The organism is Mesorhizobium sp. P2_D1, assembly GCF_056404455.1.
Map to the genome: position 1 here is coordinate 1 of NZ_JBFUDZ010000062.1, position 19,188 is coordinate 19,188.

At 62.8% G+C, this 19,188-nt stretch carries 15 protein-coding genes and 1 pseudogene; 8 read left to right on the forward strand and 8 right to left on the reverse strand.

The genetic code is table 11. The annotated features are described in order from the left end of the window. Positions 1-26: 26 nt before the first annotated feature. On the reverse strand, positions 27-1,619 hold the full coding sequence (locus AC1D0I_RS28345) for a DEAD/DEAH box helicase (RefSeq protein WP_477399282.1): 1,593 nt from the start codon (positions 1,617-1,619) through the stop codon (positions 27-29). Positions 1,620-1,813: 194 nt separating this feature from the next. Then, positions 1,814-2,587, reverse strand: a complete 774-nt coding sequence (locus tag AC1D0I_RS28350; RefSeq protein WP_477399284.1) for an NAD kinase — start codon at positions 2,585-2,587, stop codon at positions 1,814-1,816. Positions 2,588-3,254: 667 nt separating this feature from the next. Between AC1D0I_RS28350 and AC1D0I_RS28355 the strand changes: the two genes are divergently transcribed. Further along, positions 3,255-4,211: an NAD-dependent epimerase/dehydratase family protein gene (locus tag AC1D0I_RS28355; RefSeq protein ID WP_477399286.1), complete on the forward strand. Its 957-nt coding sequence runs from the start codon at positions 3,255-3,257 to the stop codon at positions 4,209-4,211. 16 nt (positions 4,212-4,227) lie between these two features. Here the strand turns inward: AC1D0I_RS28355 and AC1D0I_RS28360 are convergent, their stop codons facing one another. Continuing rightward, the gene (locus tag AC1D0I_RS28360; protein WP_477399288.1) at positions 4,228-7,326 is read right to left on the reverse strand and encodes a caspase family protein; all 3,099 of its coding nucleotides are present in this window, start codon (positions 7,324-7,326) and stop codon (positions 4,228-4,230) included. Positions 7,327-7,576: 250 nt separating this feature from the next. On the opposite strand from AC1D0I_RS28360, the gene AC1D0I_RS28365 reads away from it, so the two are divergent. The 6 genes and pseudogenes from AC1D0I_RS28365 (at position 7,577) to AC1D0I_RS28390 (ending at position 13,791) form a co-directional block, all read left to right on the forward strand. Beyond that, complete coding sequence (locus tag AC1D0I_RS28365) at positions 7,577-8,668, forward strand: ABC transporter ATP-binding protein (protein ID WP_477399290.1); 1,092 nt, start codon at positions 7,577-7,579, stop codon at positions 8,666-8,668. A gap of 3 nt (positions 8,669-8,671) precedes the next feature. Beyond that, positions 8,672-9,592 carry an ABC transporter permease gene (locus AC1D0I_RS28370; RefSeq protein ID WP_477399292.1) on the forward strand — a complete coding sequence of 307 codons (921 nt, stop codon included), beginning with the start codon at positions 8,672-8,674 and terminating at the stop codon, positions 9,590-9,592. Next, positions 9,585-10,385, forward strand: a complete 801-nt coding sequence (locus tag AC1D0I_RS28375) for an ABC transporter permease (RefSeq protein WP_477399294.1) — start codon at positions 9,585-9,587, stop codon at positions 10,383-10,385. The genes AC1D0I_RS28370 and AC1D0I_RS28375 overlap by 8 nt, the downstream gene beginning before the upstream one ends. A gap of 40 nt (positions 10,386-10,425) precedes the next feature. After that, positions 10,426-11,460 (forward strand): annotated as a pseudogene (locus tag AC1D0I_RS28380) (extracellular solute-binding protein). A gap of 89 nt (positions 11,461-11,549) precedes the next feature. Beyond that, entirely contained in the window at positions 11,550-12,977 is a 1,428-nt protein-coding gene (locus tag AC1D0I_RS28385; RefSeq protein ID WP_477399296.1) for an amidase, read from the forward strand. Positions 12,978-13,086: 109 nt separating this feature from the next. Next, positions 13,087-13,791, forward strand: a complete 705-nt coding sequence (locus AC1D0I_RS28390) for a TetR/AcrR family transcriptional regulator (protein WP_477399298.1) — start codon at positions 13,087-13,089, stop codon at positions 13,789-13,791. Between the two features lie 8 nt (positions 13,792-13,799). Here the strand turns inward: AC1D0I_RS28390 and AC1D0I_RS28395 are convergent, their stop codons facing one another. Genes AC1D0I_RS28395 through AC1D0I_RS28415 form a run of 5 tightly spaced genes read right to left on the reverse strand, consistent with a single transcriptional unit; the run spans position 13,800 to position 18,375 of the window. Beyond that, on the reverse strand, positions 13,800-14,558 hold the full coding sequence (locus AC1D0I_RS28395) for an MBL fold metallo-hydrolase (RefSeq protein ID WP_477399299.1): 759 nt from the start codon (positions 14,556-14,558) through the stop codon (positions 13,800-13,802). Between the two features lie 3 nt (positions 14,559-14,561). After that, the gene (locus tag AC1D0I_RS28400) at positions 14,562-15,626 is read right to left on the reverse strand and encodes an ABC transporter ATP-binding protein (protein WP_477399301.1); all 1,065 of its coding nucleotides are present in this window, start codon (positions 15,624-15,626) and stop codon (positions 14,562-14,564) included. Next, positions 15,623-16,405, reverse strand: coding sequence for an ABC transporter permease (locus AC1D0I_RS28405; protein ID WP_477399302.1), 783 nt, complete (start codon positions 16,403-16,405; stop codon positions 15,623-15,625). The genes AC1D0I_RS28400 and AC1D0I_RS28405 overlap by 4 nt, the downstream gene beginning before the upstream one ends. Position 16,406: 1 nt before the next feature. After that, positions 16,407-17,270: an ABC transporter permease gene (locus AC1D0I_RS28410; protein ID WP_477399304.1), complete on the reverse strand. Its 864-nt coding sequence runs from the start codon at positions 17,268-17,270 to the stop codon at positions 16,407-16,409. A 13-nt stretch (positions 17,271-17,283) separates the two neighbouring features. Further along, positions 17,284-18,375 (reverse strand): polyamine ABC transporter substrate-binding protein, encoded by a 1,092-nt coding sequence (locus tag AC1D0I_RS28415; RefSeq protein WP_477399306.1) that lies wholly within the window; start codon positions 18,373-18,375, stop codon positions 17,284-17,286. A 91-nt stretch (positions 18,376-18,466) separates the two neighbouring features. Between AC1D0I_RS28415 and AC1D0I_RS28420 the strand changes: the two genes are divergently transcribed. After that, on the forward strand, positions 18,467-19,081 hold the full coding sequence (locus AC1D0I_RS28420; RefSeq protein WP_095090678.1) for a TetR/AcrR family transcriptional regulator: 615 nt from the start codon (positions 18,467-18,469) through the stop codon (positions 19,079-19,081). The last annotated feature ends 107 nt before the right edge of the window (positions 19,082-19,188 follow it).

The following is a 19,188-nucleotide window of genomic DNA, read 5'->3' on the forward strand; positions in this document are numbered from 1 at the left end:
TCCTAGGGACGCGCGGCTCTTGGGGATCAGACCTTGGCGACGATCCGCATGAAGGCCGGCATGTCGTCGCCGAAGCCGACAGTGGCGTCGTTGTCTTCCTGGCGGTGGCGGGCAGGGCGGTTGCTGTCGCGCTGTGGCCTGGTGTCGCCACGTTCCGGAGCGCGCGGTTCATTGCGATCGGATGATTTGCGCTCGGTGTTTTCCGAGCGGATCGCATCCTTGCGCGCGCGGCGTTCGCCGATGTCGGTGACTGCGGTCTCTGCCACGTCGGGCTGTTCGTGCTGCTGCGCAATGACGGCCGGGGCGTCTTCCTCGCTGTGTTTGGAGCGGCGTTCGCCGCCCCTCTTGCGCTCGCCCCTGTCCTTGCGATCGTCGTCCTTGCGACGGGCACGGCGCGGCGCGCCTTTGCCACGGCGCGGAGCATCGTCCTCGCCGCCTTCGCTGGCGACCACTGTCGACAGGTCGCCATCATGCCACTCGATCTTGTTGCCGATCAGCCGCTCGATGGCGTCGATATACTTGGTGTCCGACTTGGTCGCGATGGTGAAGGATTTGCCCGAGCGGCCGGCGCGGCCGGTGCGGCCGATGCGATGGACATAGTCTTCGGCATGGATCGGTACGTCGTAGTTGAAGACGTGGCTGACGTCGGGAATGTCGAGGCCACGTGCGGCGACGTCGGAAGCGACGAGATAGCGCAGCTTGCCATCGCGGAAATTGGCCAGCATCTGCATGCGCGCACGCTGGTCCATGTCGCCATGCAGCGCGCCGGCATCGAAATCATACTTCAGCAGCGAGCGGAACAGCTCCGACACCTCGACCTTTCGGTTGCAGAAGATGATGGCGTTCTTCAGCTCAGCGTCCTCGGCCTTGATCAGGTTGCGCAGCGTCTCGCGCTTGTCCCACGGCTTGGAGCCGGATTTGACCAGGCGCTGGATGATGTTGGTGGCGGCCGACGCGGCCTTCGAGACCTCGACGCGCACCGGCGCGTGCAGGAATTTCTCGGTGAGCTTGGTGATTTCCGGCGGCATCGTCGCCGAGAAGAACAGCGTCTGCCTGGTGAACGGGATCATCTCGCAGATGCGCTCGATGTCGGGGATGAAGCCCATGTCGAGCATCCGGTCCGCTTCGTCGATGACGAGGATCTCGACGCCGTTGAGCAGCAGCTTGCCGCGCTCGCGATGGTCGAGCAGGCGGCCGGGCGTGGCGATCAGCACGTCGGCGCCGCGCTCAAGCTTCTTGTCCTGTTCGTCGAACGAGACGCCGCCGATCAAGAGCGCGATGTTGAGCTTGTGGTTCTTGCCGTATTTGACGAAGTTTTCCTCGACCTGCGCGGCGAGTTCACGCGTCGGCTCGAGAATGAGGGTGCGCGGCATGCGGGCGCGTGCGCGGCCCTTTTCCAGCCTTGTGAGCATTGGCAGCACGAAGGATGCCGTCTTGCCGGTGCCGGTCTGGGCGATGCCCAGCACGTCCTTGCCGAGAAGCGCGTGCGGGATGGCGCCGGCCTGGATCGGCGTCGGCTGGGTGTAGCCGGCATCGGTGACTGCGGAAAGGACCTTCGGCGACAGGCCTAGGTCTGAAAAGGTCAACGCTTCTGGAGCGGTCGTGGTGTCTGAGGACAAGTGTTGTTGTCTTTGGCTGGTTCGGGGAAGCGCAACAGCATGTGTGTCGCGGCAAGCGCCACGCGCCTGCAAGATTGGTATTGCGATTAGGCGCAAGCCCACGATTTGTCAACAGAAACGGGCGGGAATGGCACGATTGTGAAGTTGTAACCTTAATCGCGATGCTTAATCGAGGGGTTGATCGCTGCGCCGGCTCAGTAGCGGAACTGCTCGGCGAGAATGCGTTCGTTCCAGGAATGATTGGGATCGAACAGCAACGTTGCCGTCGCGGTTGGTGATTCCCGCACCGTGACCGAGGTCACCGCCTTGACCTCGGTATGGTCGGCGGCGGCGTTCACCGGCCGCTTTTCCGGCTCGAGGATGTCGAAGCGCACGGTCGCCTTGTTGGAGAGCAGCGCGCCGCGCCAGCGGCGCGGGCGAAACGGGCTGACCGGAGTCAGTGCCAGCAGCGGCGCGTCGAGCGGCAGGATCGGCCCATGCGCGGAAAGATTGTAGGCGGTGGACCCGGCAGGCGTCGCGATCATCACGCCGTCGCAGCTCAGTTCCTCGAGCCGTACCTGCTCGTCGACGGTGATGCGGATCTTGGCCGTCTGATAGGATTGGCGCCAAAGCGCCACCTCGTTGATCGCCAGCGCCGAAACCGTTTCGCCATCCGAGGTCACCGCCAGCATCTCCAGCGGGCGGATCGTTTCGGCGACGGCGGCCGCGAGACGCTCGGTAAGTCCACCAGAACGATATTCGTTCATCAGGAAACCGATGGTGCCACGGTTCATGCCGTAGACCTTCTTGCCCGTCCCCATCGTGTCGCGCAGGGTCTGCAGCAGGAAGCCGTCGCCGCCAAGGGCGACGACGATCCCGGCATCCTCGATGGAGGACTGTCCATAGCGCGCCGACAGGCTTTCCAGCGCCGTCTTGGCGTCAGCGGTGTCGGACGAGACGAAGGCGATGCGGCTGGCGGTTTGGCTCATGGCTCCCCGATGACGACCGATTGGCGGCAGCCGGTTACCGGGGCCGCGCCAGCGCCGGGGTAGCATGGGCAGGGTACGTCTGCAAAGAGAGCCGTTGTTCCGGCCGGCGAGGCGATCGCAAAACGGCGAAATGCGGACATGCAGTTCGCGCATCATGTCAAAGGCAACGCGAATGTGATGGTTAAGACGAGGGTTAAACTATCGTAAAGCCGCATCGGTCATGTTAGCCGACAGTGGATGGTGGCGGGGGCCTAGCCAGTCGAGGCCGACATATTGCCGGTAGCACGCCTTATCATCGTCTTCCTGATGCTGGGAAGTTTCGCTCTTGTCTTCGCCGCACTGGTGCGCCAGTCCGAAGAGATGAGCTTCCGGCCTCAGCCTACGGCGTCGCGCTGCGGCGACGCAGCCGGAACGCCATGCCCGCAACGGGCCCTGTAACTCCCGAAGACATATTGTTGTTTCTCCCTGAGCCGAGGCCGGTGGCCCGCGCGCGTCGATGGCGCGCGACAAAGCTTGCTCGTTGCGCCTGCGGCCCTTCGCGACGTAGATGAGAACCTTGATAGGCGGATGAACTTTGGGTCGGTGGCGGTAGCCAGCTATCCGATGTTCTTGGGAAACAAGCCCTGCGGCGCGTTGACTGGCCGGGTGTCTGGAGCGGGAATTTTCCATGTCGCGCAGCGTGTTGGTTTCAGGTGGCTGCGGTTTCTTGGGCTCACATCTGATCGACCGTCTGCTGCGGCGAAGCGATCTGGAAAGACTGGTCGTCGTCGACAATCTATGGACCGGCACGCGAGACAACATTGCGCATGTCACCGACCCGCGTTTCAGCCTCCAGGTTGCCGACGCCGAAAGCTTTTCATCCAGTCAGCGCTTTGACGAGATCATCCATCTCGCGTCGCCCGCTTCGCCGATTTGGTACATGCGCGAGCCGATACGCACGATCAAGGCCAACATAGGTGGTGCGCTCAATCTTCTGACGCTGCTCAAGCCCGGCGGTCGTTTCTGCTTTGCCTCGACCTCGGAGATTTACGGCGATCCCCAGGTTTCCCCGCAACCCGAGAGTTACAGGGGATCGGTGGACTGCACCGGTCCCAGGGCCGCCTATGATGAAAGCAAGCGCTGCACCGAGGCATTGCTGTTCGAGCAGCAGCGGGTCAGCGGGCTTGATGTTCGTGTCGTCAGGATCTTCAACACCTATGGTCCGCGAACCCGCATGGAAGACGGCCGCGCCATTTCGAACTTTGTCATCCAGGCTCTGACGACAGGGGTGCTGACGGTCTACGGCGACGGCTCCCAATCGCGCAGCTGGGGTTATGCCGACGACATCGTCGAGGGACTGGAACGTTTCTTCTGGCGCGACAGCATCTCGCACCGCGGTCCGCTGAACATCGGCAACAATCAAGAGGTTTCGGTTCTGCGCATCGCTGAGTTCGTCAGCTCGCTTGTCCCTGGCGGCCGCATCGAGCACCAGCCTCCGGTTCCCCAGGATCCAACCAACCGATGTCCGGACCTGACTTTGGCGAGGCATGTCCTTCCTGGTTGGGAAGCAAAAACCGGCTACCAGGAGGGTATCGAGCGGACGTTCGAGTGGTTTCGCCAACAGATCGCCCCGACCAGGGCGTGACGCAAAAGTCGGCCGCTCACTGCGCCACCACCTGCAAATTGGCGTTGCCGTAGAATGTATAGGCAAGATAGGTCGGGTCGCCGGTTTCATAGAAGCGCTTGCGCACCATTTGCAACATCTCGGCTAGGTAAACCGGTCCGTCCTTGAGCCGCTCGCTGATGCCGCCATAGAAGTCACTTGAGAAGGCTGCGGCCGCGCGGTCGGTCAACGGCCACATGCCGCCGATGAAGCCCGACGCTCCACCGGCCAGCACCGCCGGGCCCCAGCCCTGCACGAAGCCGCCGAGCAGCTGGGACTTGCCCGTGTCGCAGGCATTGAAGAAATAGAACGGATTGCCCTTGCCATGCGCGGCGCTGACCAGCGCACGCCAGGTATCGGGATCGAGCGACTGGTCGACCAGGTCGATAGCAAACACCGGCCGGCCGCTACTCGGCTGGTTGACCTCGCCGTGGCCGGAAAAATGGATGAAGCCGGTAGAGACCTCACCGACCAGTTTTTCGAAAGAGACGAAATCGCCATCGAAGCGGCGATAGCCGGCGAGCTTGCTCAACGCGTCGATTTCGACCTCCTGGAATGGCAGCGACTGTTTGTCGACATAGGAGGGAGCGACGGCCGCGACGCCGGTGAAAGCCATGCGGTCGAGTGGATTGTCGACCTGCGAGGAGGTGCTGCGCGGCGCCCAGCGGGCCAGCCGGTAGCTCATGCCGAGGAAGCCGTCGCGGGTTGCACCGTCGGCACTTTGCGGGCGGATCAGCTCCCACGGCAGCGTGGGGCTGTTGGAGGTGACCTGGATCGAATGCAGTTCGCCCTTGTCGCGCAGCGACCAGAACACATCCTTGAACGCCGCGGGCACATAATCGCGGTAGAGCACGTCGCCAAAACCCTCGGCGGCCAGTGTGACAAAGCGCTTTTGCGCGTCCGGGTCGCTGGTTGCGGCAGGCTGCTGCAACGACACTGCGCCGCGCAAGCTCAACCCGAGCTGCAGCAGCCGCCGGTATTCGGAATCCAGCCATGCCGCCAGTTGCGGTGGCGTCGAGAAGGTGTCGGTCACCGGACCGGCCAGATGCGGCGAATGGATGATGATCTGGCCGGGACCAAGTCCGCTCGGATCGTCATAAAGGATGGTGACATCGAGATCGGGGACGTCGTCGGGACTGGCATTGCGAAGTTGGACGCTGCCGGTCACCGCTGGCTGCGGCGGGGCGGAGGCGAGCATCAGCATGGCAGGTGCGGCAGCGCGATTGGCTGTCGTGTCCTGGGCGCCGGCTTCGACGGGCGCCTTTCGACGAACGGTGACGGGTCGCGATGCCGATCCGAGGTACCGTCCGGCGCTGYAGATGCGGGCGATGAACTGGGCGGGCTTGCTGTCTTTTGCAATGGGCCGCGCCTTGAGGTCGAAGCGGACGAAATCGCTGTCACCTTCGCGGTAGAGCGTCGTTTGCCGGCTCCATTTGCCGCCATCGGCGAGGTCGAAGCCGGAGGCGAAGAGATCGATGTCGATGGGCCAGGCGTCGGTTCCCGCCGGCATCGCCATTGAAAGTGCACCGTCGGCCGTCACCGACGAGCCGGGCGCTGCCTTCACTTTCACCTCGGGCGTCAATTGCTCCTCGGTCAGTGCGATCGACACCGTCACGGTCTCTCCTGCCGCGACCTCGTCGGGCGCGTCGATGGTCGGATGGCGCACGACCTCAACCGCATTGTTGTCGGCCGGTGGAGGAACGGCGTCGGCAGGCGCCTCCACCGGCGGCACGGAAGGCGCTTCGGCCGTCGGCAAATCGGGTAACGGGTAAAGCGGCTCTATGACAGGCGGTGGGGCGGGCGCTGGCGACGGGACAGGCGGCAACGCCGGAGGCTCTTCGGATGTCGCCGTGTCAGGCAACGGGGCAGGTGGCGTCATGGTCGATGGCGCGTCGGAAGGCGGGCTGGGTTCCATGCCGGTGGCTCCGCCGTCACTCGGATAGGTATCGCCGAGATTGTTCTGCGCCGCGGCTGCCGCCTTGGCCGCGTCCTCCTGATATTTTCGCTGCTCCACGTACTGCTGTCGGGCCTGCTCCTCATATTGTTGGCGCTGCAGCTCCTGCCGCTTGTATTCCTCATATTGAGCGGCTTCGTCGGTGCTGTTTCCCGTCCATGTGTCGGGACTGCCGGACCCTGGCGCGACATCCATCGCGGGCGGCGGCTCCTGGCCGCTGCCATCGTAGCCGCCGGAGCCGTACTCACTACCGTCGATCGCCGAGCCGCCGCCTGGCAAATCGTAGCCGCTGGCCGGGCTGTCATAGCCGCTACCGCCTGCGCTCATCGAGGGCGCCGGTGCGGGCTCTGGCGCGGCCGCCTCAGGCGGCGCCTCGGCCGGTGCTGGTGCGGCGGTGGCCGGCTCGCTCGGCGTCAGCACAAAATTTGTGTCTGCCGAACGGCCATAGGCCACCCACGGCCACTGAGTACCGAATGTCCTGTCGAAAACGGATTGCCTGACCGAGGCGAGGATGGTGCGTATACCCACACCTCGTCTCGTCAGCGCAGCCGTGAGCGCATCGGCAAACACCGTGACGGGTTTGGCTTCCTTCAGCGCGACGCTTCCCGGCTTGGCCGAGAGGGCGACGATGGCGTGAGAGAGCGGGTCAACCTCCGCCAGACCTTGCATGACGCCCGGAGTGGGGTTGTGCCCGTCGCCAGGATTGTCCAGCACAACCACCTTCAAAGTCGGTGTGGCCTCGAGGGCCTGCATGAACAGATCGAGAGGTAGCGCCGTCTGATCGATCGCATCCTTCGATTCGATTCGCGTGCCGCGCGTCAGCAGATAGTTCTTGCCATTGGCCTGGGCCGTATGGCCGACATAGTAGAAGATGCCGACGGAATCGGCGGCACTCAGAGACTTGGCGAAGCCATACATGGCGTGCGCCACATCGGCGCGGTCGCCGTCAGCCACTTGCTGGACGGTGAAACCGAGAGACCGCAGGGTTGTTGCAACGAGCTCTGCGCTCATCTCGGCGTTGTCGATGGCCGACGCGCCCTCATAGACCGGATTGGCGACAACCAACGCGATACGCTCCTCGCCGCGCGCAGCGGAGAAGAGCGCCATGGTCATCAGCAGCACGGCCGCCAAAAACAGGCGCATGACCTTGATCCAAACCCTGCAGGCCGCGGCGGTCACGGCTCGACTTCCCCCAAATTCATCAACGGCCTCGTCCCGAACATATCATGATGGGTTCACCGACGCATCGGCCGCATCCTCAACGGTTGATGCCCTGCTCGTGGTCGCAAAAAGATATTGACTGTATGTTTAGTCATAGTTATCCCTAGTGGTGAGGATCAAGTTGGTCAGCCGATTTGCGCTGGTGAATGACCACGGAGGAGAGGGGAATATCTTGACAGCCATACGGCCCGCCGTTGAGGCGAAGGGCGTCACCAGGATCTTTCGGGGAACCGGTCAGGACCAGGTCAGAGCACTCGACAACGTCTCCGTCGCGATCCGCGAAAATGAATTCTTCACACTGCTCGGCCCGTCGGGCTGCGGAAAGACGACGCTGCTGCGGCTGATCGCCGGCTTCGACTATCCGACTGACGGCGAAATCCTGCTCTACGGCCAGGACATCGCGCCGCTGCCCCCGTTCAAGCGGCCGGTCAACACCGTCTTCCAGTCCTATGCGCTGTTTCCGCACATGACGGTGGCCGAGAATATCGGTTTTGGCTTGAAGATGCTGGGCAAGCCGAAGGCCGAGATAGAAGCGCGTGTCGACGCGATGCTGAAGCTCGTCCACATGCAGGCGCTCAAAAATCGCCGCACCAGCCAGATCTCCGGCGGCCAACAGCAGCGTGTGGCGCTCGCCAGGGCGCTCGCACCGCAGCCGAAAGTGCTGCTGCTCGACGAACCCTTGTCGGCGCTCGACTACAAGCTGCGCAAGGAAATGCAGATCGAGCTGAAGCGGCTGCAGCACGAGACCGGCATCACCTTCATCTTCGTCACCCACGACCAGGAGGAAGCGCTGACGATGTCGGACCGCATCGCGGTGATGTCGGCGGGAAACATCCTGCAGGTCGGCACGCCCTGGGACGTCTATGACCACCCGGCGGAACGGTTCGTCGCCGACTTTATCGGCGAGACGAACTTCCTGACCGGCATGGTCGAAAGTGCAGGCGATGGCCGGGCGCGGATTGCCTTGCGCTCGGGTGCGAAGATCTGCGCGACCGCCGCCGCGGATTTCCGCGCAGGCGGCAACGCAACGCTGATGGTCCGGCCTGAGCATGCCAAGCTCGTCAAAGGCCGCGGCGACCTGACCGGCACGATCGAGACCATCGTCTATTTCGGCACCGACACGCACATCCATGTCCGGCTGGATGAAGGCAACGTCTTCATGGTGCGCCAGCAGAACTCGCGCAGCGCCAGCTGCGGCTTCGAAAACGGCGACAAGGTCGGCATATCGATCGGCGACGACGCTGCCCAAGTGCTGAAGGATTAGGCCATGGCGACCGCGATAGAGGTAGCCGAAAAGGCCGAACGTGACGATATCAGGTCACGCTGGCTGCTTTCCACCCCGGCACTGCTGATCGTCTTCGTCGCGGCCCTTGGGCCGCTGCTGATCGTGGTCGTCTATTCCTTCCTGACGCCAGGCAATTACGGCGATGTGAAATGGCAGTTCTCGACCGATGCCTGGATGAGCGTGCTGTTCGAGCGTGACGTTTTCGACGACACGTTGTCGCTGGCCACCGCCTATCTGTCGATCTTCTGGCGCTCGGTCTCGCTGTCGCTGGCAACCACTGTGCTGACCCTGATCCTCGGCTTCCCCACCGCCTATTTCATTGCAACGCGGCCGGATCACCGGCGCGACATCTGGCTTTTCCTGATCACCATCCCGTTCTGGACCAACCTTCTGATCCGCACCTTCGCCATGCAACAGGTGCTGCGCAATGACGGCATCATCAATTCGGTGCTGCAACTGCTTGGGATCACCGACCATCCTGTGCAACTCATGTACACCAATTTCGCCGTCCTGGCCGGCATGGTCTACGTGTTCCTGCCGCTGATGGTGCTGCCGCTATACGCCAGCATGGAGAAGATCGACTTCCGCCTTGTCGAGGCGGGCTACGACCTCTACGCGACGCGGTTCGAGGTTTTGAGGCGCATCATCATCCCGCTGGTTACGCCGGGCATCGTCGCCGGCTCGATCCTCGTCTTCATCCCCTCGCTTGGCGCCTATGTGACGCCGAGGGTGCTCGGCGGCGGCACCAATCTGATGATCGGCAACCTGATCGAGCTGCAGTTTGGGCAGGGCAGAAACTGGCCGCTTGGTGCGGCGCTTTCGATCACCTTGATGGCGATCGTCATGGTGGCGCTGCTGTTCTATGTCCGCAACACGACCAGGTCGGATGGCGCCCATGGCTAATCGCTTCGACGTCCGGCGGCAGAACGGCTTCGTCAGCGTGGCAATGCTGTGTTTCTTCCTGCTTTACCTGCCGATCGCCACGCTCGTGGTCTACGCCTTCAACGACAATGATTCCATTGTGATCTGGAAAGGCTTTTCGCTGCGCTGGTTCCACATCGCCTGGAACAATGGGCTGGTCATCGAGGCGTCGATCCGCTCGTTCCAGATCGCCGCTGTCGCCGCCATGCTGGCGACGATCACCGCCACGATGGCGGCGCTGGCGACGACCAGGACCAAACCGTATCCGGGATTGACCCTCAAATACGCCTTCATCAACCAGCCGCTGATGGTGCCGGAGATCGTCACCGCGGTGGCGCTGCTGATCGTCTTCTCGCGCATCAAGATCTGGACCGGTTATTCCGGGCTCGGCTACCTCGTCGCCGCGCACACCGCCTTCTGCATCCCGTTCGCCTATCTACCGATCCGGGCGCGGCTTGAAAGCATGGACCTGGCGCTCGAGACCGCGGCGGCCGATCTCTACGCGACGAAGTGGAAGACATTCCTGCACGTGACCTTGCCATTGCTCTGGCCGGGCATTCTCGCCGGACTGATGCTCGCCTTCGTCGTCTCGCTGGATGACGTCGTCATCACCGAATTCGTCAAATCGGGCGGCCAGGACACGCTGCCGACCTACATGCTCGGCCAGCTCCGGCGTACCGTCACACCGGAAGTCAATGCGATCTCGACGGCCTTCCTCGTGCTGTCGATCGGCATCGTCACGGCTTTCTTTTTCATCAGCAGGAAACGGACCTGAGGCGGCAACGCCGACGGTCCCAACAATGGGAGCATGGAGCATGAACTGGAAACTGACCGCGACGGCGATCGGGCTGTCGCTGCTGGCCGTGACGGGTGCTGCCCGCGCCGAGGGTGAACTCAACATCTAGAATTGGGGCAATTACACCAACCCCGATCTCATCAAGAAGTTCGAAGAGACCTACAAGGTCAAGGTCACCGTCACCGACTTCGATTCCAACGACACAGCCCTCGCCAAGATCCGCCAGGGTGGCGCCGGTTTCGACATCGTCGTGCCGTCGGCAAGCGTCGTCCCGATCTGGATCAGCGAGGGGCTGCTGCTTGAATCGCGCCCGGACCAGATGGAGAATTTCAAAAACGTCGATCCCAAATGGGTCGATGTCCCCTTCGATCCGGGTCGCAAATACACCGTTCCGTGGCAGTGGGGTACGACAGGCGTGTCGGTCAACAAGTCGGTCTATTCGGGTGACGTGAACACGTCCGCGATCTTCCTCGATCCGCCGTCCGAACTCGTCGGCAAGATCAATGTCGTTCCCGAAATGGGGGATGTCATGTTCCTCGCCATTGCCTACGAAGGCGGCCAATACTGCACCGACGACAAGGTCGTGCTGAAGAAGGTGCGCGACAAGCTGGTCGAGGCCAAGGCGAAATGGCTGTCCTTCGACTATGGCGCCGTCGACGGCCTCGGCAAGGGCGACATCGCCGCCGGCGTCAACTGGAACGGCATTTCGCTCCGCCAGCGGCTGCAGAACGACAAGATCGTCTATGGCTATCCCAAGGAAGGTTACCCGATCTGGATGGACAACGTCGCCGTCCTTAAGGACGCCAGGAACGTCGAGAACGCCAAGCTCTTCCAGAACTTCATCATGGACCCGCAGAACGCGGCACTGATCTCGGCCTTCGCGCGCTATTCGAACGGCATCAAAGGCTCGGAAGCCTTCATGCCCGACGACATGAAGAACGCGCCGGAAGTGAACGTTCCGGCCGAATTCGCTGCCAAGGGACAATTCATGCCGGCCTGTCCGCCTGATGTGCAGGCGCTCTACACGAAAATCTGGACCGATCTCCAGAAATAGCCCGACCCGGGTTCCTCGCGCCGCGATATCGCGGCGCGGCCACCTCCCGTCCATGCCAAAGGCGATCCGGCGATCGCAGGAGACTTCCCATGACTGATCTCGACCTTTGCTACATGCCGGCCAGCGAGGCGCTGCGGCTGTTCAAGGCGAAGAAACTCTCGCCCGTCGAATTGATGCAGGCGACCATCGACCGCGCCGAAGCCACCAGGTCGGCAATCAACTGCTTCACCTTTACGCATTTCGACGAGGCGATGGAGCTGGCCAAAAAAGCTGAGGCGAAATACGCCAGGGGGGCCAGGACCGGCGCGCTCGAGGGCCTGCCGATCGGCATCAAGGACGAGAGCTACATCAAGGGCAAGCCGACATCGCACGGCTCGCTGCTGTCGAAGGATGCCATTGGCGGCCACACTTCGACGATGAACGAGCGCATCATCAAGGCCGGAGGCATCGTCCATGCACGCACGGCGACGCCCGAATTCAGTTGCGCCGGCTACACCTGGTCGAGGCGTTGGGGCGTCACGCGCAATCCGTGGAACCCGGACTTCACGCCGGGTGGTTCGTCCGGCGGCGCGGCGGCAACGCTGGCCTCGGGCACATCGGCGATCGCCACCGGTTCGGACATTGCCGGGTCGATCCGCATTCCGGCGTCCGCTTGCGGTCTCGTCGGCTTCAAGCCGCCCTATGGGCGCAACCCGGACGAGCCGCCGTTCAATCTCGACTTCTATTGCCACACCGGGCCGCTGGCGCGAAACGTCGGGGATGCGATCCTGCTGCAGAATGTCATGGCGGGACCAAGTCCGCTCGACATCGCCACGCTGCGTCCGAAATTGCGCCTGCCACTCGACTACAAGCCGATCAGGGGCTGGAAGATTGCTCTCTCGATGGACCTCGGCTCCTTCGAAGTGGATGCCGAGGTGCGCAAAAACACGCTCGCCGCCTGCGACGTGTTCCGCTCACTTGGCGCCACCGTCGAGGAGGTCGATCTGGGCTGGGGCGACGAGGTGCTCAAGGCCGGCATTGCCTATCTGGAGCACCTCTTCGGCGCTTCGCTGGCGCAACTTCTCAAGCAGCACGGCGGGGATATGACCAGCTATGCACGGCAATTTGCCGAAGATGGGCAAAAGTCGAAGGCCACGGACTTTGTCGCTACCCTCGACGTGGCGGCCAGGATGTACCAGACGCTCGGGCCGTTGCTGGAGACATATGATGTGCTGATCTGCCCGACCAATGCGCTTCCCTCTGTGCTGGCGGAGTTCGACCACACCAGGGACACCGTCGAGATCAACGGAAAGCAGGTGAACCCTTCGCTTGGCTGGGTGATGACGACGCCATTCAACATGCTGAGCCGTTGCCCGGTTCTGTCCATGCCGTCGGGCCGCGCGACGAATGGCGTGCCGACCGGGATCCAGATTGTCGGCCGCACCTATTGCGACGCCGATGTCTTCCGGGCGGCGCAGGCCTATGAGACGGCTCAGGGACAGTGGTACACAAACGCCGAAACGCGACCGTCGCTGTGATAGCCATGTGGCCCTTGCAACGCTGGTGCTTGATCTCCGGCTTCGGTTATGGTGAGCCGGCGCGCGGGGCTGGAAAGCTCCGCCGCGAGGTTTGAAAGGCTGGACAGAAATGGCGCAACGCAAGGCAGCCGCGGCACAGAGGACACCCAGGGCGATGGTCGCCGAGACTGGCGACGGGCGGCTCGAGCCGGCCCCCAGGGATCGCCGGCGCGAGCGCGGTGAAGCCAGCATCCAGCGCATCATCGACGCCACCATCGATCTCATCGCCGACGAAGGCCTGGCGAGCGTCACGATGCAGCGCATCGCGGAACATGTCGGATCCTCCAACGCACTGGTGGTTTTCCACTTTCGCAGCAAGGAAAACCTGTTTCGCGCCGTGCTGCAGTATCTCAGCGATCAGTACGATGAATTGTGGGCGACGCTGGTGCGCGTGCCCGGCCTATCGCCGGTCGAGCGGCTGATGGGCGCGGTCGAATGCGCGCAAAGATTTGCGCGGCAGCATCCGAAATGGGTCTCAGTCTTTGTCGTGTTCTCCAGCGACCGCAAGAGCATGCAGATCTACAACGAGATCGGCCTGCCCAGCGATCTCAGCTACAACGCCGAAGCGCGCGACTTGCTCATCGAAATCAAGCGCAGCGGCGGCTACACCGATGTCGACCCCGATACATTGGCTGAAAGCCTCAACTATCTCGTCCATGGGGCATGGATCTGGGATCATCTCAACCCGCCGGCAGGCAATTCCGATGTGCTGAGAAAGACGATGCTGATGCTGCTGCATCAGTCGTTTCCGCGACACTTCGAATTGATGCGCTAACTCGCTTGCTAAGGCTGTCGCAGATGGCAGCCGGCCTGCCGCTTCCGCGCCAGATACTCGTCGACAAGCTGGCGGTAGCGCACCTTGCCGAAGCTCGGAAAATGGCCGCCATGCACGATCGAGACATCGAGGTCGCGCATGCCGAGCAGGGTCGCCATGTAGTCGGAAATATCCGAGTGATAGACGTCGTCGATCAGCGGGCCATCATAGATGATGTCGCCGGAAAGCAGGATGCCGGTCTTCTTCTCGTGGAGCGCGATGCCTCCGGGTGAATGGCCGGGCGTGTGGATCACCTCGAAGGCACGGTCGCCGAGATCGACGACATCGCCATGCGCGAGCAGACGGTCGGCCGGGGCAGGCAGGACGCGGTAGTTCGCCGTGTTCCAACCTTGTGGCATACCGTCGAACATCTCGTCGGTCGCGTAAGTGCTGGCAGCCGTCCATTCGTTGCGCGGATCGGCCAGGATTTCCGCCTCGGCCGCGTGCACGCAGCGGTCGGAAAATTCGTGGTGGCATCCGATATGATCGAAATGCGTGTGGCTGGCGACGCAGGTCAGCTTTCGCTCCGTCACCAGCGACACGTGGCGCCTGAGGCTGAAATGGCCGAGGCCAGTATCGAACAGGAGATCTCGGTCACGGCCGCGCACATGCCACATGTTGCAGCGGAAGAACGGCTTGATCCACGGCTCATGGATCAGCGTCACGCCATCGCTCATGCGGATGGTCTCGTACCAGTCTGGAGCGCCGATGACCGGAAGCGTTCCCATGTTTCAGTCCATCAACAGGATGAACTGGTCGATATCGCACGAAACCGCAACCGTGTCGCCCGGCTGGACTGCAGCTGAGGCTGGAAGCCTGGCGATGAACTGCAGCGCAGGGTCTTCGACGGAAACCGCGAGCACGCGCTTGAAGCTGCCCTGGAAGACGACGTCGCTGATCTCGGCGCTACCAAGCCTGACACCGCCACCGGCCGCGCCGAGGACAAGGTGCTCCGGCCGAATGGCGAGCCCGACGGCCGAACCCAAAGGCAAGGCGCTCGGCAGGGAAACCGGCCCGACCGGCGTCGCGACAGTGCTGGTCCTGTCACTGGCCTCCGTGACGGTGCCGGCCAGGATCGTGCTTTCGCCCATGAAGGTGGCGGAAAAACGCGTCGCCGGCCTGGCGTAGACACGTTCAGGTGGCCCTTCGTCCTCGATGCGCCCGTCATTCATCACCACGCAATGGTCGGCCAGCGCCATCGCCTCTTCCTGGTCGTGCGTAACATGGATGAAGGCGGTGCCGACGCGCTTTTGGATCGCCTTCAGCTCGTCCTGCATCTGGCGCCGCAATTTCAGATCGAGCGCGCCGAGCGGCTCGTCGAGTAAAAGCACCGCCGGTTCGATGACCAGCGCACGCGCCAGCGCCACGCGCTGCCGCTGGCCGCCGGAGAGCTGGTGCGGTTTCTTGTCGAAAGAAGAGGCGAGGCCGACCAGCGCCAGCGCCTCGCGCGCCCGTGCGGCCCGCGTCGAGCCATCGACGCCCTGCATGCGCAGGCCGAATCCGACATTGCTGCCGACGCTCATATGCGGGAACAGCGCGTAGTCCTGGAAGACCGTCGTCGTAGGGCGCTTTGCCGGCGGCAGCGAGGTGCAGTCCACGCCGCGGATGAAAACCTTGCCTTCGCTCGGGGTGACGAAGCCGCCGAGAATGGACAGCAGGGTCGTCTTGCCCGAGCCTGACGGTCCGAGCAGGATGGTGTAGCTGCCCGGTTCGATCTTGAGCGAAACGTTCTTGAGCACCGTCTGTTGGCCGAAGCGATGCGAGACCGAATCTATATCGACCAATGGCGCGGTCATGCTCGTCTCCTGCGCAGCAATGTCAGTTCGAACAGCACGACCAGCACAATGGAGACAGCAAAGACCAGCGAGCCGACGGCGTTGGTCTTTGGATTGAGGCCGGAGCGCAGCAGGTTCCAGATTTCCACGGGCAAGGTCGTGTCGAAGCGGGTCAAAAGGAAGGAGATCACGAACTCATCCCATGAGAAGGTCATCGACAGGAAGAAGCCGGCGAAGATGGCAGGCGCCATGACCGGCACGGTGATCAGGAGCAGCACCTTCCATTCCGGCGCGCCGAGGTCGCGCGCCGCGCGTTCGATGTTGATCTGGTGGTCGCCCATCTGGCTGTAGATGATGGCAAAGCACAGCGGCAGGTTGATCACGACATGGCCGATGCCGGCGGCAAGCAACGATTTCGGCACGCCGGCCCAGTTGAACAGCACCAGCAGCCCCATGCCGATGATGAGATAGCTGACCGTCAGGGGCAGCGTGATCAGCCCGCGCAGCAGGCCGGAGCCGGGCAGGACGAAGCGTGCGAAGCCCCAGGCGGAAAGGAAGCCGAGCGTGACGGCGGCCAGCGACGAGATGGAGGCCACCAGCAGCGAATTGACCAGCGCCGAGGTCAGCCGCGTGTCCGATAGAACCGCGTCGTACCAACGCAGCGACGGGCCGGTGAAGGGCGGGATCGGAAAGGAGGTCGACTGGAGCGAGAACAGGACCAGCACGACCACAGGCAGGAAGATGAAGCCGTAGACGGCAAGCGCATAGAGCCAGGATACGATGCGGACAATCCTGCGCATCTCACGCCCGCTCGATCTTGAGCCAGCGGGCGCAGGCAAGATAGGCGATGGTGACCACCGCCATGAGGATGATCGACAGCGCCGACGCAAGCGGAAAGTCGCCGCGCCGGCCGATCTGCATCATCACCAGCTGCGGCATCAGAAGCTCGTTGTTGCCGCCGAGGATCTGCGGCGTGATGTAGTCGCCGATGCAGAGCACGAAGGTGAGGAAGGCGCCGACCATGATGCCGGGCAAGGTCAGCGGCAGGATGACATGCAGGAAGGTGCGCACCGGCCCGGCGCCGAGATCGGCCGCCGCCTTGCGATAGCTCGGGCTCAACTGCTTCAGATTGGCGAAGATCGTCAGCGTCAAAAGCATGACGAAGAAATGCACGAAGCCGGTGACGGTGGCGAAGCGCGTGTTGGCGAGTTGCAGGGGCTCGGCGACCACGCCGATGCCCGTCAGCGCGCGGTTGATGACGCCGTTCTGCGCCAGCACCAGCAGCCAGGAATAGGAGCGCACGACATAGGACGTCCAGAACGGTAGCACGGCCAACATCAGCGCCAGCCTTTGCCAGCGCTCCGGCACCTGTTCGGCCAGGATCCAGGCGAAGGGATAGGCGAGCAGCACCGACACGACGGTGACGATCGCCGTCACCTCGAGCGAATTCACCATCGCCTGCCAGTAGGAAGGGTTGGTGAAGAACTGGCTGTAGTTGGACACCGCGAAGCCGCCGCCCTCATGCGCCGTCAGGCTGGACAGCCCCATGGCGATGAAAGGCAGTACGAAGAACAAAAGGGTCCAGCCGAGCGCCGGCGTGACCAGCGCCCAGGGCAGGGCGCGGCCCGCCCGGGGCAGGGCGCGCCCGTCGTTTGCGGCGGTCATCGGCGGTATCAGCTCACTTTGCCTGCAGCATTTCGGTCCACATATCCTGCATCTTCTTGTCGAGGTCGGCGTTCGGCGCCGGGTAGGCCTGGGCGCGGGCGAGGAAGCCCGGCTGTTCGTCGAAGCGCAGGATCTTCTTCTGGTCGTCGGTCAAAGCCGCCTTGGTGTTCGCCGGCATGCCCCAATAGCAGGACGAGGTGGCAAGCCGCGCCTGGCCCTCCGGGCTCATGATGTACTGGATGAATTTCAGCGCCATGTCCTTGTTCTTGGAATCCTTGAACATGGCCAGCGACTGCGACCACAGCACAGCACCTTCCTTTGGGATCGAGAAGTCCAGCGCCGGGTTCTCCTTGGCCAACCCGGCCGTCACCCATTCGCCGCCGCCGACCAGTATATCGACCTCGCCGGTCGCCAGCGCCGTCTGGCTGGCGGTCACCTCGCCGACCAGCTTGGCATTGGCCTTCATCTTGAGAAGCTCGTCCTTGAGGGCGGGCAAGTCGGCTTCGGTCAGCTCAGCCGTCTTCTTGCCGATGGCGAGTGCGGCCATGCCGATGACCGGCAGATAATAATCGTAGATGGCGACCTTGCCCTTGTATTTGTCGCCGGTCAGCGCCGCCATCGACTGCATGTCGGCCGGGTCGACCTTGGTCTTGTTGTAGCCGATCGTGTTGTAGCCGAACTTTTCGGTGATGCCGTAGCGCTTGCCGCCGACCACGGTGGAGCCGTCCATCTTCACCTGGGGAAACATGTCCGCCAGGGGCAGCTTGTCGTCGGGCAGCGGCTCGAACAGGCCCTTTTCGACGCCGCGCGGCACGTCGATCGAGTCGATCACCATCACGTCCCAGTCGCCTGGCTGCGACTGCTCGACGATGGCGAGCCCGGCGCCGGTGCCCTCGAACTCCTTGACGTTGACCTTGACGTTGTTGGCCTCCTCGAAGGGCTGCAGAAGTGCGGGATCGGAATGGTCGCACCAGATCAGCGCGTTGAGATCGGCGGCTTGGGCGAAGCTGCCCGCGCCGAGCAGCAGCGCCGTGGCGGCGCACGCGGCGTGCAGATGCCGCTTCAGGATGGAAAGCGGATTCCGGGATGCGGACTTTGCGGACATCGAGTGTTCTCCCTTGCCTTTGTGGCTTCTTGCAAAAAATTGAACCAATTCTAAAATTGAGTCAATTCTGTTTTTATGGCAGACAACTGATATGAGCGGATTGCGGGCAAGGCAAAAGGCGGATCGCCACAGGCGCATCATCGAGGCGGCGGCAGAGCTTTTCCGCGAGGCCGGCTATGAAGGCGCCAAGATCGAGGCGATCGCCGCGCAGGCGGAAGTCTCGGTCGGCACGATCTACAATTACTACCAGAACAAGGGCGACATCCTCGGCGCCATCGTCTCGCTGGAAGTCAACGAGGTGCTGAATGCCGGGCAAGGTGTCGTCGCCAAGCCGCCGGCCAATGTCGGCGACGCGCTGGACACGCTGATCGGCATCTATATCGAACACTCGCTGCACTATCTCAGCAAGGAGATGTGGCGGCAGGCAATGGCGATCTCGACGCAACTGCCCGACAGCCCGTTCGGCCAGGCCTACACCGCGCTCGACCGTTCACTGACCGAACAGATCCGCGCGCTGATCTCCCGCCTGCAGGCGCTCGGCCTGGTGCGGCAGGACATCGACGGGGCAGCACTCGGCGAACTGATCTTCAACAACATGAACATGATGTTCATCGAGTTCGTGAAACGCGACGAGGCGAGGATATCGGAATTGCGCGCCGCGATACGCCGGCAGAACCGGATTCTGGTTGCGGCGATTGCGGTCTGACTGTCAGGAGCAGGCAGCAGAATCGATTTTTGGACCAAGCCGCGGCTCAACCCCCTTGAGTCGAATCTGAAATCTGCTACAACCCATGAGTGTATTTCTAGGGGAGG